Origin of the sequence: Streptomyces sp. NBC_00223 (assembly GCF_036199905.1) — a bacterium.
In the GTDB taxonomy this organism is placed as follows: domain Bacteria; phylum Actinomycetota; class Actinomycetes; order Streptomycetales; family Streptomycetaceae; genus Actinacidiphila.
Window position 1 is genome coordinate 6,101,430 of record NZ_CP108109.1, and the last position, 13,895, is coordinate 6,115,324.

Genomic DNA, 13,895 nt, shown 5'->3' on the forward strand with positions numbered 1-13,895 from the left:
CGACTACCAACGCGCGCTCGGATACAGGTGCTCCCCGCGTCCGCGGGGATGGTCCCATGGCCACGTGGACGCCCGAGGAGGTTTGCCGGGGCTACAGTGGCGGCGTGGACGTGGGTTCGGTGGGAGGAGACAGGGCGTTGGATGCCTACGGACCCGCCCTGGGGTGTCTGAGGTGATCGTCTCAGGGTGAGTGCTCTGGACGCACAGGCCCGCAAAGCTTCGGGAAGCTTCGGGAAGGCGCGAGCAGCGCGCCGCGTGATCGGATTCGCCCTCTGACAGTCGGTACGCGCAGATCACATGAACGAACGGAAGGCCCGACCTCATGGTGTTGTTCCTCCATGCGTCGCCGGGGCGCCGGACCGAATCGGCGGACTCTTCGGGGGCAGGGCACACGCCCTGAGCAGACCACATGCGCCGACGGCGGCCCCGACCTCGGACGGTCACGGATCAACTGTCGGAGGCGGTGGTGGTGTTCTGTTGCGCCGTTTCCTGTTCCTGGAAGTCGGCGACAGCGGCGCCGTGGGTTTTCGCCCAGTCGGTCAGGGCGGCGATGGGTTCGGTGAGGGTTTGGCCGAGGTCGGTGAGGCTGTATTCGACCCGTGGGGGTGCCTCGGCGTAGGCGCGGCGCTCGATCAGGCCGTAGCTTTGCAGTCTGCGCAGTGTCTGGGTGAGTACCTTGCGGGAGATGCCACCGACGAGGTCGACGAGTTTACCGTGCCGGCAGGGCCCGTGACTGAGGGCGAACAGGACGACCACGGCCCATTTGTTGGTGATGATGTCGATGGCGAGCCGGGCGGGGCAGTCGGCAAGGAAGACGCTTCCGGCTGAGTCATGCATGGCCGAAGGTTACCCGGGGGTTCCTATCGGCTCAGTAGCGTCTCCTGCATGAGTACATCGCACACGAAAGCCTATGTTCTTGTCCATGGCGCCTGGCACAGCGGGCGCGTCTGGGACCGGGTGGTTCCTTTGCTGACGCGGGCCGGGCATCAAGTGTTCGCGCCTTCACTGACCGGCCACGGCGAGAAGGAACACCTGCTCACCGCGGACGTCGGCCTGGACACCCACATCGGCGACGTCGTCGCTCTCCTCGGCGAACGGGACCTCACCGACGTGGTCCTGGTCGGGCACAGTTACGCCGGGATGGTCATCTCCGGCGTGGCCAACGAGGTCCCGGACCGGATCGCGCACCTGGTCTACGTCGACGCGATGGTCCCGAGCGACGGTGACAGCGCGCTGGACGTCATACCGCGGACCCGGCGAATGATTGACGCGGCCGCCGACTCCGACACCCCTTGGCGTATCCCGCCCCTGCCGGAAATGCCCGCGCCCGTGGGCCTGTTCGGGGTGACCGACCCGCAGGACACTGCGTGGCTGCGCACCATGCTGTCGGACGAGTCGGTGCGTTGCTTCCTGGAGCCGGTCCGGCTGGACAACCCGGCGGTGGACGCGATTTCCCGGACGTACATCCACTGTGTCGGCAGCGCACCGGTGGACGTCACGCGTCGCCCGGTGCCGGAGGTGCGGCCGGGCGGCGCCGCGTCGCAGGTGTGGGAGCTGCGAAGCGGCCACGACTGCATGGTCACCGTGCCGGACGCACTCACCGACCTGCTGCTGAAGGCCGACTGACCGGTCGCCGGCTGTGTCCTCGCGCGTGACTTCCCGGCGGGCAACGTACGGGAGGCGTGGCGTACGCGCGCTCGGCCATGGACGCCCTGCCGCCCGAGAAGCACAGCCTCACCCTGCGCATGCTGATGCACGAGATCAGGGCGTAGCCTCCCCACCCGGCGTCAACCCTCGAAGCCCGACCGCCGGTTGGGGATGGCCGACACCCGTCCGGCGCGGGCGCGGACCGAGGGCGCCCGGTGTTCGGGGGCCGGGGGAGCAGGGCCGGTGCGCGTGTCCGACCCGGGCGCGCGCCCAGGCGTGCCCGGCGTTCAAGTAGTGCACGGTGACCCGCGTCTTGACACTCCTTTGACTCCACTGGCTTGATCTATGGGAGCGCTCCCATAGAAATCCCCCCACACGGAGTTCCCATGTCCAGACGTACACTTCGCCGAACCGGCATCGCCCTAGCCGCGGCTCTCGCGATGTTCTCCCTCACCAACGCCGCCGTGAACGCCGCGCCCGTGCCCGCCGCCGCGGCCGCCGGCGTGCTGCCCTATCAGGACCCCGGGCTGCCCGTGTCCCAACGGGTGGACGATCTGTTGTCCCGGATGAACCTGGACGACAAGGTCGGCCAGATGACCCAGGCCGAACGCGCCGCGCTGGTCCCGCAGTCGGACCTGGCCACGTACCGGATCGGCTCCGTGCTGTCCGGCGGCGGTTCGGCGCCGACCCCCAACACGGCCTCGTCCTGGGCCGACATGTACGACAGCTTCCAGCGCACCGCCCTGACCAGCCCGTTGCAGATCCCGATGATCTACGGGGTCGACGCGGTGCACGGTGACAACAACGTGTACGGCGCCACGATGTTCCCCCACAACATCGGCCTCGGTGCCACCCGTGACCCCTCGCTCGTCCAGCAGATCGGGCGGGCCACCGCCGAGGAGATCTCCGGGACCGGCGTCGACTGGGACTTCGGGCCGTGCCTGTGCGTGGCCCGCAACGACCGCTGGGGCCGCACCTACGAGTCCTTCGGCGAGAAGCCCGAGCTGCCCACCGCGATGACCACGGAGATCACCGGTCTCCAGGGTACGACGCTTGGCGGCGCGGCCTCCGTACTGGCCACCGCCAAGCACTACATCGCCGACGGCGGCACCGACGGCGGGGTCAACGAGGGCAACGCGACCCTCTCCGAGGCCGATCTGCGGGCCATCCACCTGCCGCCGTTCAAGGCCGCGGTCGACCGCGGGGTCGGCTCGGTCATGATCTCGTTCAGCAGCTGGAACGGGGTCAAGGACCACGCCAACAAGTACCTGATCACCGACCTGCTCAAGACCGAACTCGGTTTCTCGGGCTTCGTGGTGACCGACTGGGCGGGCGTCGACCAGATCGACGGGAAGAAGGGCTTCACCGCCGCCGAGATCGCGACCGCGGTCAACGCCGGCGTCGACATGGTGATGGTGCCCAACGACTACAAGACCTTCATCAACTACCTCAAGAGCGACGTCAACAGCGGCGCCGTTCCCATGTCGCGGATCGACGACGCCAACCGCCGCATCCTGACCAAGAAGTTCCAACTCGGTCTGTTCGAGCACCCGTTGACCGACCGGTCGTACACCTCCTCGGTCGGTTCGAGCGCCCACCGGTCGATCGCCCGGCAGGCCGTGCGCGAGTCGCAGGTGCTGCTCAAGAACGACGGCGGGGTGCTGCCGCTGGCCAAGAACGCCAAGGTCTTCGTGGCTGGCAAGTCCGCCGACGACATCGGCAACCAGAGCGGCGGCTGGACGATCAGCTGGCAGGGCAGCAGCGGCAACATCACCCCGGGCACGACGATCCTCCAGGGCATCAAGTCCGCGGTGAACAACTCCTCCCAGGTGACGTACGACCGCAACGGCAACGGCATCAACAACAGCTACTCCGCGGCCATCGCGGTCATCGGCGAGACCCCGTACGCCGAGAGCGACGGCGACCGCACCGGCTCACTGGGCCTGGACGCGGACGATCTCGCCGTGCTGGCGAAGCTCAAGGCCAGCGGCGTACCGGTGATCACGGTCCTGGTCTCCGGCCGCCCGCTGGACATCGCCGCCCAACTGCCCGACTGGAAGGCCCTGGTGGCCGCCTGGCTGCCGGGCACCGAGGGCGCCGGCGTCGCGGACGTGCTCTTCGGTGACTACGCGCCCAGCGGCAAGCTCCCCATGTCGTGGATGCAGAGCGCCTCGCAGGAGCCGATCAACGACGGTGACGGCAAGACACCGCTGTTCCCGTTCGGCTACGGGCTGACGTACTCGACGACGAACCCGCCCACCACGCCGCCGACCACCCCGCCGACGACGCCTCCCACCACCCCGCCGACCACGCCCCCCACCACGCCTCCGACAACGCCGCCCACGACCCCGCCCACGAAGCCCCCGACCACTCCGCCGACCACGCCCCCCACCACGCCTCCGACGACCCCGCCGACCACGCCTCCGGGCAACGGCAGCGGATGCTCGGTCACGCTGACGATCACCAGCTCCTGGCCAGGCGGTTTCCAGGCCGACGGGACCGTCACCAACACCGGAAAGTCGACGAGCAACGGCTGGACGGTCAAGTGGAGTGCGACGAACACGACCATCACCAGCCTGTGGAACGGTGTGGTCAGCCAGAGCGGCAACAACGTCACCGTCACCAACGCGCCCTACAACGGCGCCATCGCCGCCGGGGGCAACACGTCCTTCGGATTCACCGCCAACGGGACGGCCGGCACGTACACGCCGGTCTGCACCTTGTCGTAGAAACGTAAAGTAACTCAGCACGACGAACGGCCCGGCGCGGATCACCGCGTCGGGCCTTTCGTATGCCCAGAAAAGGCGCGGATTAGGCCATCAGAGTGAGCTGGCGTCCCACCAACGAGTGACCCCGCTGGACAGCCGTCCAAGATCGGCGACATTCTCGAACTCGCCCGCACAAGGGTAATGCCAAGGATTGGCAAAGAGATGCTTCACCGAACCAGCGGTTGCGTGATTAGTTCTCAGGGAGAACGCATATGACAGAGTCTCGGTCCGAGAATGCGCCGAGCCTCGAACAACGCAAGGGATTGGAATCGCTGGTCGCCCCGCGCGGCCGGGCCGCTCCTCCGCCCTTAGCGGACCGGAAACGTCAGAACGGATTATCCCTCGACGCGTTCGATCCCCAGTTGTTCCGGTCGAATTCACAGACGATCGTCGGCAAGCTGGAATCCCATCTGGCCGACACCTCCATCAAGGGTCTTGATCTGACCGACCCCGCCCTGCTGGCGCAGGCGGCGAAAGCGTTGATGACGGCGGAGTCCGAGCGGATCGCCGAATTCGACGAGAAGAAGCTCTCGGCGATCATGGACCTGTACATCAGGACCGGGATCCAGGTCCACTCGCCCGGTTACATGGGACGGCAGTTCTCCGGCGTCGTCCCGCTCGCGGCCGTCGTGGACTTCGTAAGCTCCGTGGTCAACCAGCCGTCGTCCTTCTACGAGGCGGCGCAGCTGCCCAGCGTCGTCGAGCGGATCATGGCCGACGAGCTGAACCAGTTCATCGGCTACGAGCCCGGCCGTTTCGCCATGGTGACCACCTCCGGCGGGTCCCTGGCCAATCTGACGGCGCTGCTCGCGGCGCGCAACGACAAGTTCCCCCGCTTCTGGCCGGACGGCGTCGCCGCGGTCGAGGGACAGCCCAGGCCCGCCATCGCGGTGGGCGAGGACGTGCACTACAGCGTGGCCCGCGCGGCCGGCGTGATGGGCATCGGCGATGCCCATCTGGTGCGGCTGCCGCTCAACGACGACAAGCAGATCTGCGTGGAGCGCGCCCGGGCGGCCCTCGACGCGGCCGAGGCGCGCGGCCTCAAGGTCTTCTGCCTGGTGGCCTCGGCCGGCACCACCGCGGTCGGCGCCTTCGACCCGCTCGACGAACTGGCCGAGATCGCCCGCGAGCGGGACATGTGGCTGCACGTCGACGGCGCGCACGGCGCGAGCCTGCTGGTGTCGGACCGGTTCCGCCACAAGCTGCGCGGTATCGAGAAGGCCGACTCGCTGACGTGGGACGCGCACAAGATGATGTTCGTCCCCGCGCCCTGCACCCTGCTCTTCTACCGGGACCAGGAGAAAAGCTCGGGGGCCTTCCGCCAGAAGGCCAGCTATGTGTTCGACGAGAAGCCGGACATCTACACCGCGCTGGACAGCGGCGACAAGAACTTCGAATGCACCAAACGCCCGATGATCATGGGTCTTTGGGTGCTGTGGGCGATGTACGGCAGGGCGCTCTTCGCCGAGAAGATCGACTATCTCTGCCAATTGACGGCCGATGTCCACGAAATCCTGCGGGCCGACTCCGACTTCGAGACCCCGCACCGCCCGGAGTCCAACATCCTGGCCTTCCGCTACCGCCCGCCCGGCGTCGCGGAAGAGGAGGTGCACCGCCTCCAGGAGGAGATCAGAAACCGGATCAAGAGCCAGGGCGAATTCTTCATCTCCAAGGTGAACATCGACGGTGTCGCCGCATTGCGCGTCGTCATGATGAACCACCGGATCACCGCCGAGCATGTCCATCTGCTGCTCGCCGAGATCCGCAAGGCAGGACAGGCCGCTCTCGACGAACTCCGGAATCCGGAGCGCGCCGGGCAGCACCGACCCGAGAGGGAGAACCACCGATGAGCCCTGTGAAACCTGCCCCCCTGCGGCTCTCGCCCGGTGAGATCGACACGCTGGTCGACCGGCTGATCCCGGACGCGGAACTGGAGCCGACCTCCGTCGACCAGGTCGCCGAACTCCCCTCGTTCCTCGGCAAGATGCGCGAGAGCGCGAAGCTCTGCAAGCGCCCGTACAGCGAGATCGACCACGAGATCCAGGACGCCCTGGTGCTGCGCCGTCTCCAGCAGATGGTCAACACCGTGCTGCTCAACCCGCTGTGGCAGGACCGGCTGGACAGCGCCGGCGTCAAGCGCGTCCCCGCGTCGTACGAGGAGTGGCAGGAGATCCCGCTCGCCGACAAGGAGGTCCAGCGCGACTTCTTCATGGGGACGCGGCCGGGACTGGTGGTGCCGCTCGACCGCGGCGGCTTCCAGATCGTGGCCAGCGGCGGCACCAGCGGCGGACTGCCCGTGGAGAGCGTCTACTCGCTGCGCGAACTCCAGGACACCTACCGGGTGGCGGGCGACTTCATGGGCGCCTACATGCTCGACGCGTATCTGACCGGCAGCGACCCCAAGTGGCTGTTCACCACGCTGGCCGACTACCAGATGTGGAGCAGCGGCACCATGGTCGGCGGCGTGCTCCAGAGCGTCCCCGGCATCAACTACATCGGCGCCGGCCCCGTCGGCACCGCGGTGATCGAGCACATGTTCTCCTACCCGGGCCCCAAGGCCCTGATGGGGATCACCGCCGGCATCGCGATCCTCACCGAACTCGGCGCGGGCATGAGCCAGGCGGCCAAGGAGAGCTTCCGCGTCGCGATGTACGGCAGCGGTGTGCTGCCGCACCGCAAGCGGGTCGAACTCCAGGCGATGTACCCGAACCTGGAGATCCTCAGCTACTTCGCCGCCACCCAGGCCGAGACCATCGGGCTCCAGCTCCGGCACGACTCCCCGTATCTGTCCGCGGTCCCCGGACTGCACCTGGTGGAGATCGTGGACGAGAACGGGCGCTGGGTCGCCGAGGGCGAGGAGGGCGAGCTCGTCGTCACCCGGCTGCACGCCCACGAGGCGCCGCTGCTGCGCCTCAAGCTCGGCGACCGGATGGCCCGCCGGCCGAGGACGGAGGGGCCTGGGCTTAAGGCCCAGCGGTTCGAGTTCGCGGGCCGCAGCGGCGATGTGCTGCACCTCAACGACAGCCAGTACTCCGCCACCCGCGCCTACGACGTCGTGCGCGACGCGCTGAAGGCGGCCGGGGCGTGCGACCTGGACGAGGCGGCGCACGAGATCCAGTTCGTCAACTACCGGGAGGGCAAGGTGCTCACCCTGCTCGCCGCGGTCGACGACGTGCCCGCGCTGGCGTACCGGCTGGACACGGCGCTGGGTGTGCACGGGGTGCAGCGGCTGTTCACCGAGTCCCTGCCCCGCTCGCTGTCGCTCTACAACGAGTGGGAGGCCGTGCCCGCCTCGATCGAGAAGACCGGCTACCGCTTCGATCTGCGCTTCGTGCCGAGGCATTCGGCGGAGATCGAGCGCACGGACGTCGGAAAGGTGCCCCTGGTGCGGGACCGGGGATAGGGCGTGTTTCCACACGCCCTGGCAGACCAGAACACCGGAGAAGTGGGGACGGACCGCAAATGAAACCGCAAGTGAACATCGCCGCCGTGGTGGACGTGATCGGGGCGCTGTCGGAGAGCACCTTGCTCAACGGCAATCTCTGTCTGATCGACGACAGCGCCTACGACAGCACGGGCCAGGGAACTCCCGAGCTGTGCACGGTCGTCCGCCCGGGCCAGGTCGTCCAGTGGTCCGCGATCGCGCTGGACGTGCAGACGCCGGTCGAGATCAAGAGCATCACCTTCCTCGGCGCCGACGGCTCCCCGGCCGGCGAGATCACCCCGTCGTCGGAGAGCGCGGAACTGGGCCGGGACGTCTGGTCCGGCGTCGTGCCCGCCTACATGCCGCGCGGAGTTCCGCAGCGGTACCGGGTGGAGTTCCAGATGTACGAGGGAGCGGCCAGCGTCGCGCACATCGACTCGGCCTCCCTCACGTGCCTGTAGAGATCGCTACCCCATGAGAAAGGCAGGTCCATGAGCCAACAGCTGGCGATCATCGTCATGGTGGACGTGGCCGCGGCCCTGGAGTCCAGGACGCTGGAAGGCAACACCTATCTGTTCGACAACATGAAGCTCCAGGGCTCGACCGGCGAGGGCACGGGCGAACTCGTCTCGGCCATCAACGGCACGTACTGGAACGACGGTTCGCAGGCGAACGAGCAGGTGCTCAACTGGCTGCTGTACAGCCTCGGTTCGATCCCCCCGACGGTCCCGCGCGGCTATCTCGCCGACCGGGCCAGGGAGAGCGACCAGAAGGCGCTGGCCGCGCTGGACGACCTCGCGAGCCGGGCGCAGTCCGACGGCACCGACGTGGCGGCCGAACTCAGCGCGATCCAGCGCAAGGTCGGCACCCGTACGAGGGTCGAGAGCGCCAACCGTCCGGGCAGCCGCGGCGGTCACAAGGTCGTGGACCTCACCGGCAAGGTCGTCACCCACGACCCCGGCGAGCCCCCGTCCGCGGCCGTTCACCCGGCGCCGGTGCTCACCGATGTGACCGGCGAGGCCGTCGACAACAAGATCATCTACCCGGCGGCCTACGGTTCCCCCGACCTGGTCACCGACGGGTGGTACTGGTCCGCGTCGGTCGACACGTCCCGGCCCGGCACCTACTCCTACACGATGGAGATCGAACTCCACGAGCTGAAGGAGCAGGACGGCGAGTGGATCTGGCTGCCGGTACGGATGACGTACGACGCCAAGCTCAGGATCGCCACCGACCCGAAGCGCAACGGCTTCACCAAGGGGGGCCTGGGCCTGCTGCCCATCGCCCCGCCGCAGCCGTACGACATCCACGAGCCGTACGACAGCCACGCGTGATCCGCGGCGAGTCGACGAGCACACGAGCGTACGACCTTATGGGCGTACGAGTGAGGAGGGGCCGATGAGCGCGGCGAAGAGCGTGGCGAAAAGCGCGACGGCGAGCGGGACGACGAGTCCGGCGGCGAAGAGCCAGAAGCACCAGCCGAAGGGTGCCCAGGGGTCGGCGGACAGTACACGGCGGCCGGTGTCGATCGCCGCCGTGGTGGACGTCGTCGGCGCCCTGGCGACGTTGGGCATGCACGGCAATCTGTATCTGTACGACACCAACAAGCCGCTCGGCTCCACCGGTCTGGGCACCGAGGAGCTGCGGACCAAGGTGAAGGCCGGCGACCAACTGCTGTGGTCGACCTTCGCGTTGGAGTGCGAGGCGTATGTCGCCATCGAGGACATCGCGATCGACCCCTCGGTGTGCGAGCCGGTCCGCAAGGTCTACCCCGGCACCGATGTCTCGTACTGGATCGGCACGGTGAAGAAGGACGACGTGGCGGCGACCCCGTACCGGATCACCTTCCGGCTGGGCACGCGGACCGAGCCGTTGACCACGGACCTGTCGCCGGTCCTGGTCGGTGCGAACGCCGTCAACGGACGGGGCTGAGAGGGAGACCATGACCACCAGCGTCGAGGACAAGAAGCAGAACCCCGGGCAGCTGAACTCGGTCCAGCTCAACATCGTCACCTTCGTCGACATGGAGAAGGCGGCAGCCAACGGCTCGCTCAAGGACGCCGTCTACATGATGGACAACAGCGTCGGCGGCCAGGGCCAGGGCACCCCCCACCTGGAGACGTACTGCAAGCAGGGCCAGGTGCTGAACTGGATCATCCGCCCGATCGACATGGAGAAGCGGCCCGACGGCACCTGGCCGCCCATGCCGAAGATCAACAACATCGTCTTCCTCGACAGTGAGGAGGGGGACGAGGAGGACGTCGCCGAGATCAAGGTCTGCACCGAGCTGAAGATCTACGGCATGCCCGACCGTATCCGCGACAAGTACACCCCGGTCTACTACTACTGGGCCGGTACGGTGCTGAGCACGCTGCGGCCGGGGCTGTACAAGTACCGGCTCGTCCTGGAGCTGGAACAGGACGGCAAGAAGGAACGGCTGTACCTCAACTCGGTCGACCACCCGTCGATCAGGGTGCTCGCCGTCTAGCGACACCGGTTGGCGACACCGGTTGGCGACACCGTTTGGCGTCGCCGGTTGGCGGCACCCGCTCCCAGGGGCCCGGCCCGCGAGACCCCCCTCGCGGCGCCGGGCCCTTGGCGGTACGTTGACGAACGGCACGACGAATTCCGGTGGCACTTGCGGCACTTCGGAACTTCCGTTTCGCGGTCAAGGTATTCGCAGGGAAGTTGCAAGGTTTTCGTCCAGACGCCTCCCGCATACTCGGGCGGACGGGCCCATGGCCCGATCTGTCTCGAATCGCGTGGGGGAGGCAAGAGCGAATATGTCGCGGTTTGCAGTGGTGGGAATGACCCGGCTGGCGATGACCGTGCCGGTCGACCGTTTTCCGCTCGAGTACAGCGCTTTGCGTCATGCGTCATGGATGGGCTGCGCGGTGGTCGGGGGAGCGTACAACATCGCCAGCGCGCTGGCGGCCCTCGGTGACAGTCCTCAACTGTGCACGCAGGTGGGGAAGGACGACGCCGGCCACGCCATCAGGACGGCCCTGAAGCGTCGTGGACTCGACGGGCGAGGAGTGGTGACGACCCAGGAGTCCCCGAAGACGGTGATCTTCGTCGACTCGGAAGGCCGGGTGGCACGGAACGCCTGGAATTCCGAGACGTGGGTCGAGTATCCGATGGAGCGGTACATCGAGCGGGCGGTCGAGGCCGATCTGGCCATCGTGACCAGCCATCCGTTCGGAAAGCCGTTCCTGGGCGTGTCGAAGGAACTGCTGAAGATGCCGGTGGCGGTGGACATGCACCTGGCGGCGGATCTCGACAACGAGCGGCAGCGGCCGTGGTTCGAATCGGCCGACGTGCTCTTCTGCAGCCACGAACGGCTGCCGGGCCGGCCCGAGGAGTGGATCGCCGAAGTGCTCCGGCGCTACCCCGGCTGCCGGATCGTCGCGGTCGGGCGGGGAGCGGCGGGCTGTGTCATGGGGCTGTGGGACGGCCGCCTGGTCGAGATCGAGGCCGTCACCCCTCGTCCGATCCGGAGCACGGACGGGGCGGGCGACGCGCTGTTCGCGTCCTTCCTGCACGGGTGGCTCGCGTCGGGGGAGCCGGTCGAGGCGCTGGAGTCCGCGGTGCTGTTCGCGGGCTGGAAGATCGGCGCGGAGTCGGCGGCCGAGGGGTTCGTCACCCGCGCGGAACTCGCCGCCCTGCGGCGGGCGTACCCGATGCGGACGCGAGTGGGCAGCTGGCGGTGAGCCGGCCCCCGGCGACAGGCTTTCGGCGTGATCCGTCAGCCTGATCCGGCGGTGGTGTCGTCCAGACGGGCCAGACGAGCGGCGGCGCGCCGCGCGTCCTGGACGGCGCCGAGTCCCGTGTAGACGGCTTCGGCCCGGGCGTAACAGCTCCGGGCCGAAGCCCGGTCGCCCTCCCGCTCGTCGAGGTCGCCGAGCGCTTCGTACACGGTCCCTTCCTCGAACACCGTGCCCTTCCCGTCCAGCAGGTCCAGTACGACGGCGAAGTGCGCGCGTGCGGCGGGCTCGTCCCCGGACCGCACGTGGGCCTGGCCGAGGAGGCGTTCGACGAGGATTTCGTGGTGGTCGCCGGTTCCGGTGAGCATGTCGCGGGCCCGGGTGAGTTGGGCGAGGGCTTCGGTGTGGCGGCCCGACAGGCTCTCCGTCTCGCCGATGGCGGCGTGTTCGCGGGCCTGGCCGCGGGTGTCGCCCACCTCCGTCCGGAGGTCCAGCGCCGTGCGCAGCAGTTCGCCGGTCCGCGGCAGGTCGCCGAGGGCCCGGTGGGTGAGCGCGGCGTGGTGCAGGACGAGGGCTTCGCCGCGGCGGTCGCCGATGTCACGGCGTACGGAGACCGCCCGGTCGAAGGCCCGTAACGCCTCGGCGTCGCGGCCCGCGTCGCGCAACGCGACCCCCAGCCCGGTGAGCAGGCGCGCCTCGCCGAGTCGGTGCCCGCAGGCTCGCGCGGAGGCAACGCCGAGTTCATACGCGGCCGTCCAGTCCTCGTGAAGGTGAAGGGAGGAGAACAGCGGCCACATCGCGTCCGCGATCTGCCAGGCGGCGGAGTGCAAGTCGTTGTCGGCCGCCAGCCGTTGGGCCGAGACCAGATTGCCGCGCTCGGTGGCGAACCACTCCAGCGCGGCGGCGGAGTCCGTGAAGGTGATCGCGTCGGGCGAGGGTGAGGAATAGTGCGGCGGCGGCCGGTGGCGCTGGGGATTGAGGACCCGGTCGGCGCTGTTGGCCGTCGCGAGGTAGTGGTCGAGGACCCGCCGTACGATCCCGCCGCGCAATTCGCCGGGGTCGTCGGCCTCGGTACGGCCGAGGGCGTGCTGGTGTATCAGGTCGTGGAAGCGGTAGCGGTCGGGGCCGGGGGCGCTCAGCAGACTCGCGTCGACCAGCGCGGCCGCCCGTTCCCTTGGGCCGCCGATCGCCGGTTCGGCCGAGGCCACGGCCGTGACGACGCCCGCGCCGAATTCCGGCCCGGGGTGCAGGCCCAGCCGCCGGTACAGCCGGGCGGCGTCGGACGGGAGGGCGGCGTATGCCTGGTCCAGGCACGCGATCATCGAGAACTCCTCATCGGCTGCGGTGGAACGAATCCCCGTGTCGAGGTCGGCGGCGGCCTCGGCGATGCTCCACCCGGGCCGGACCGTCAGCAGCGCCGCGCCGACGCACACCGCGAGGGGAAAGCGCCCGCAGGAGTCCACGAGGTCCCGTGCGGCGGCGTAGTCGGCGGCGACCCGCTCCTGGCCCGCGATAAGGGCGAGGAGTTCTACGGCATCCTCGGTGTCGAGCGGTTCGAGCGGCACCATCCGGGCGCCGTCCAGGAGCAGCGAGGTGAGCCGCCACCGGCTGGTGACCACGCAGACGCTGCCGGGCGCGACCGGCGCGAGTACGCGCACCTGGGCCGCCGAGAAGGCGTTGTCGCACAGCAGGGCGAGGCGCCGGCCGGCGGTGAGCGTACGGAACAGCGAGGTCTGCTCGGCCAGGTCGCCCGGTACATGGCCGGGGCCCACGCCCAGCGCGTGCAGAAACCGCGGCAGTACGGAACTGGGCGCCACCGGCTGCTCGGTGAGGTGTCCCTGGAGGTCGACGTACAGCTGGCCGTCGGGGAAGCGGTCGCCGCGCCGGTGCAGCCAGGACAGCGCGAGCGAGGTCTTGCCGACGCCCGGCGGTCCGCTGATCACCGCCAGGGCCGGCCCCTCCCCGGTCAGTGCGGCGTCGAGTGCGGCGTCCAGAGCGTCGAGGCTTTCGGTGCGGCCGGTGAAGTGCCGTGGCCCGGGAGGCAGTTGGCGGGGCACGCGAGGAGCCTGCTCCTGGGCGGCGGCGATCCCCAGATAGACGTCACCGTGGATGGTGGCCGCCTGGACGCTGGGGCCGTGGACCGTGCCGGACATCGCGTTGCGTGTGTCGTTGATCGCGGGCGTGGCATGACGGTCGGAACTCTCCACACAGGCCCCCGAGTGCCGCCACGGCCGATTCACCGGCACAGGTACATCCGCTGCCTCGGTCGATCTGCCCTTTTCCTGGCCTCAGCAAACGGCAAGGCTATTATTCGGCGTACGAACAATTGGCCGGATTCCCGCTGCCGGCGTT

Annotated in this window: 12 protein-coding genes; 9 read left to right on the forward strand and 3 right to left on the reverse strand. The window is 68.7% G+C overall.

All coding sequences use genetic code 11. From position 1 onward, the window contains the following. Positions 1–447 precede the first annotated feature (447 nt). The gene (locus OHA30_RS26080) at positions 448–837 is read right to left on the reverse strand and encodes a winged helix-turn-helix transcriptional regulator (protein ID WP_328916308.1); all 390 of its coding nucleotides are present in this window, start codon (positions 835–837) and stop codon (positions 448–450) included. Positions 838–885: 48 nt separating this feature from the next. On the opposite strand from OHA30_RS26080, the gene OHA30_RS26085 reads away from it, so the two are divergent. The 6 genes from OHA30_RS26085 to OHA30_RS26110 all read left to right on the forward strand — a co-directional run bounded on the left by OHA30_RS26085 (position 886) and on the right by OHA30_RS26110 (position 9,173). Continuing rightward, the gene (locus tag OHA30_RS26085; RefSeq protein WP_328916309.1) at positions 886–1,626 is read left to right on the forward strand and encodes an alpha/beta fold hydrolase; all 741 of its coding nucleotides are present in this window, start codon (positions 886–888) and stop codon (positions 1,624–1,626) included. 407 nt (positions 1,627–2,033) lie between these two features. Then, positions 2,034–4,376, forward strand: a complete 2,343-nt coding sequence (locus OHA30_RS26090) for a glycoside hydrolase family 3 N-terminal domain-containing protein (protein WP_328916310.1) — start codon at positions 2,034–2,036, stop codon at positions 4,374–4,376. A gap of 401 nt (positions 4,377–4,777) precedes the next feature. After that, positions 4,778–6,265, forward strand: a complete 1,488-nt coding sequence (locus OHA30_RS26095) for a pyridoxal phosphate-dependent decarboxylase family protein (protein WP_328916311.1) — start codon at positions 4,778–4,780, stop codon at positions 6,263–6,265. Beyond that, entirely contained in the window at positions 6,262–7,818 is a 1,557-nt protein-coding gene (locus OHA30_RS26100) for a hypothetical protein (RefSeq protein WP_328916312.1), read from the forward strand. Before OHA30_RS26095 ends, OHA30_RS26100 begins: the two co-directional genes overlap by 4 nt. 59 nt (positions 7,819–7,877) lie before the next feature. After that, positions 7,878–8,300 (forward strand): hypothetical protein, encoded by a 423-nt coding sequence (locus OHA30_RS26105; RefSeq protein WP_328916313.1) that lies wholly within the window; start codon positions 7,878–7,880, stop codon positions 8,298–8,300. A gap of 30 nt (positions 8,301–8,330) precedes the next feature. Next, on the forward strand, positions 8,331–9,173 hold the full coding sequence (locus tag OHA30_RS26110) for a hypothetical protein (protein WP_328916314.1): 843 nt from the start codon (positions 8,331–8,333) through the stop codon (positions 9,171–9,173). A gap of 36 nt (positions 9,174–9,209) precedes the next feature. Here the strand turns inward: OHA30_RS26110 and OHA30_RS26115 are convergent, their stop codons facing one another. Next, a complete protein-coding gene (locus OHA30_RS26115) occupies positions 9,210–9,413 on the reverse strand; it encodes a hypothetical protein (protein WP_328916315.1) in 204 nt (67 codons plus the stop codon). Here OHA30_RS26115 and OHA30_RS26120 point away from each other — a divergent pair. From OHA30_RS26120 to OHA30_RS26130, 3 genes are all read left to right on the forward strand, one after another. Then, positions 9,412–9,771, forward strand: a complete 360-nt coding sequence (locus tag OHA30_RS26120; protein ID WP_328916316.1) for a hypothetical protein — start codon at positions 9,412–9,414, stop codon at positions 9,769–9,771. The genes OHA30_RS26115 and OHA30_RS26120 overlap by 2 nt on opposite strands. A gap of 10 nt (positions 9,772–9,781) precedes the next feature. Continuing rightward, positions 9,782–10,327 (forward strand): hypothetical protein, encoded by a 546-nt coding sequence (locus OHA30_RS26125; protein WP_328916317.1) that lies wholly within the window; start codon positions 9,782–9,784, stop codon positions 10,325–10,327. A gap of 319 nt (positions 10,328–10,646) precedes the next feature. After that, positions 10,647–11,549, forward strand: coding sequence for a carbohydrate kinase family protein (locus OHA30_RS26130; RefSeq protein ID WP_328916318.1), 903 nt, complete (start codon positions 10,647–10,649; stop codon positions 11,547–11,549). A 35-nt stretch (positions 11,550–11,584) separates the two neighbouring features. Here OHA30_RS26130 and OHA30_RS26135 read toward each other — a convergent pair whose 3' ends face one another. Beyond that, positions 11,585–13,750 carry an AAA family ATPase gene (locus tag OHA30_RS26135; protein WP_328916319.1) on the reverse strand — a complete coding sequence of 722 codons (2,166 nt, stop codon included), beginning with the start codon at positions 13,748–13,750 and terminating at the stop codon, positions 11,585–11,587. Between the last annotated feature and the right edge of the window lie 145 nt (positions 13,751–13,895).

What these genes read in the sequence shown, in the direction of transcription:
- OHA30_RS26080 (WP_328916308.1), bottom strand. Translation starts at nt 837, where the DNA reads ATGCATGACTCAGCCGGAAGCGTCTTCCTTGCCGACTGCCCCGCCCGG.
- OHA30_RS26085 (WP_328916309.1), top strand. Translation starts at nt 886, where the DNA reads ATGAGTACATCGCACACGAAAGCCTATGTTCTTGTCCATGGCGCCTGG.
- OHA30_RS26090 (WP_328916310.1), top strand. Translation starts at nt 2,034, where the DNA reads ATGTCCAGACGTACACTTCGCCGAACCGGCATCGCCCTAGCCGCGGCT.
- OHA30_RS26100 (WP_328916312.1), top strand. Translation starts at nt 6,262, where the DNA reads ATGAGCCCTGTGAAACCTGCCCCCCTGCGGCTCTCGCCCGGTGAGATC.
- OHA30_RS26105 (WP_328916313.1), top strand. Translation starts at nt 7,878, where the DNA reads ATGAAACCGCAAGTGAACATCGCCGCCGTGGTGGACGTGATCGGGGCG.
- OHA30_RS26110 (WP_328916314.1), top strand. Translation starts at nt 8,331, where the DNA reads ATGAGCCAACAGCTGGCGATCATCGTCATGGTGGACGTGGCCGCGGCC.
- OHA30_RS26120 (WP_328916316.1), top strand. Translation starts at nt 9,412, where the DNA reads ATGCACGGCAATCTGTATCTGTACGACACCAACAAGCCGCTCGGCTCC.
- OHA30_RS26115 (WP_328916315.1), bottom strand. Translation starts at nt 9,413, where the DNA reads ATGCCCAACGTCGCCAGGGCGCCGACGACGTCCACCACGGCGGCGATC.
- OHA30_RS26125 (WP_328916317.1), top strand. Translation starts at nt 9,782, where the DNA reads ATGACCACCAGCGTCGAGGACAAGAAGCAGAACCCCGGGCAGCTGAAC.
- OHA30_RS26130 (WP_328916318.1), top strand. Translation starts at nt 10,647, where the DNA reads ATGACCCGGCTGGCGATGACCGTGCCGGTCGACCGTTTTCCGCTCGAG.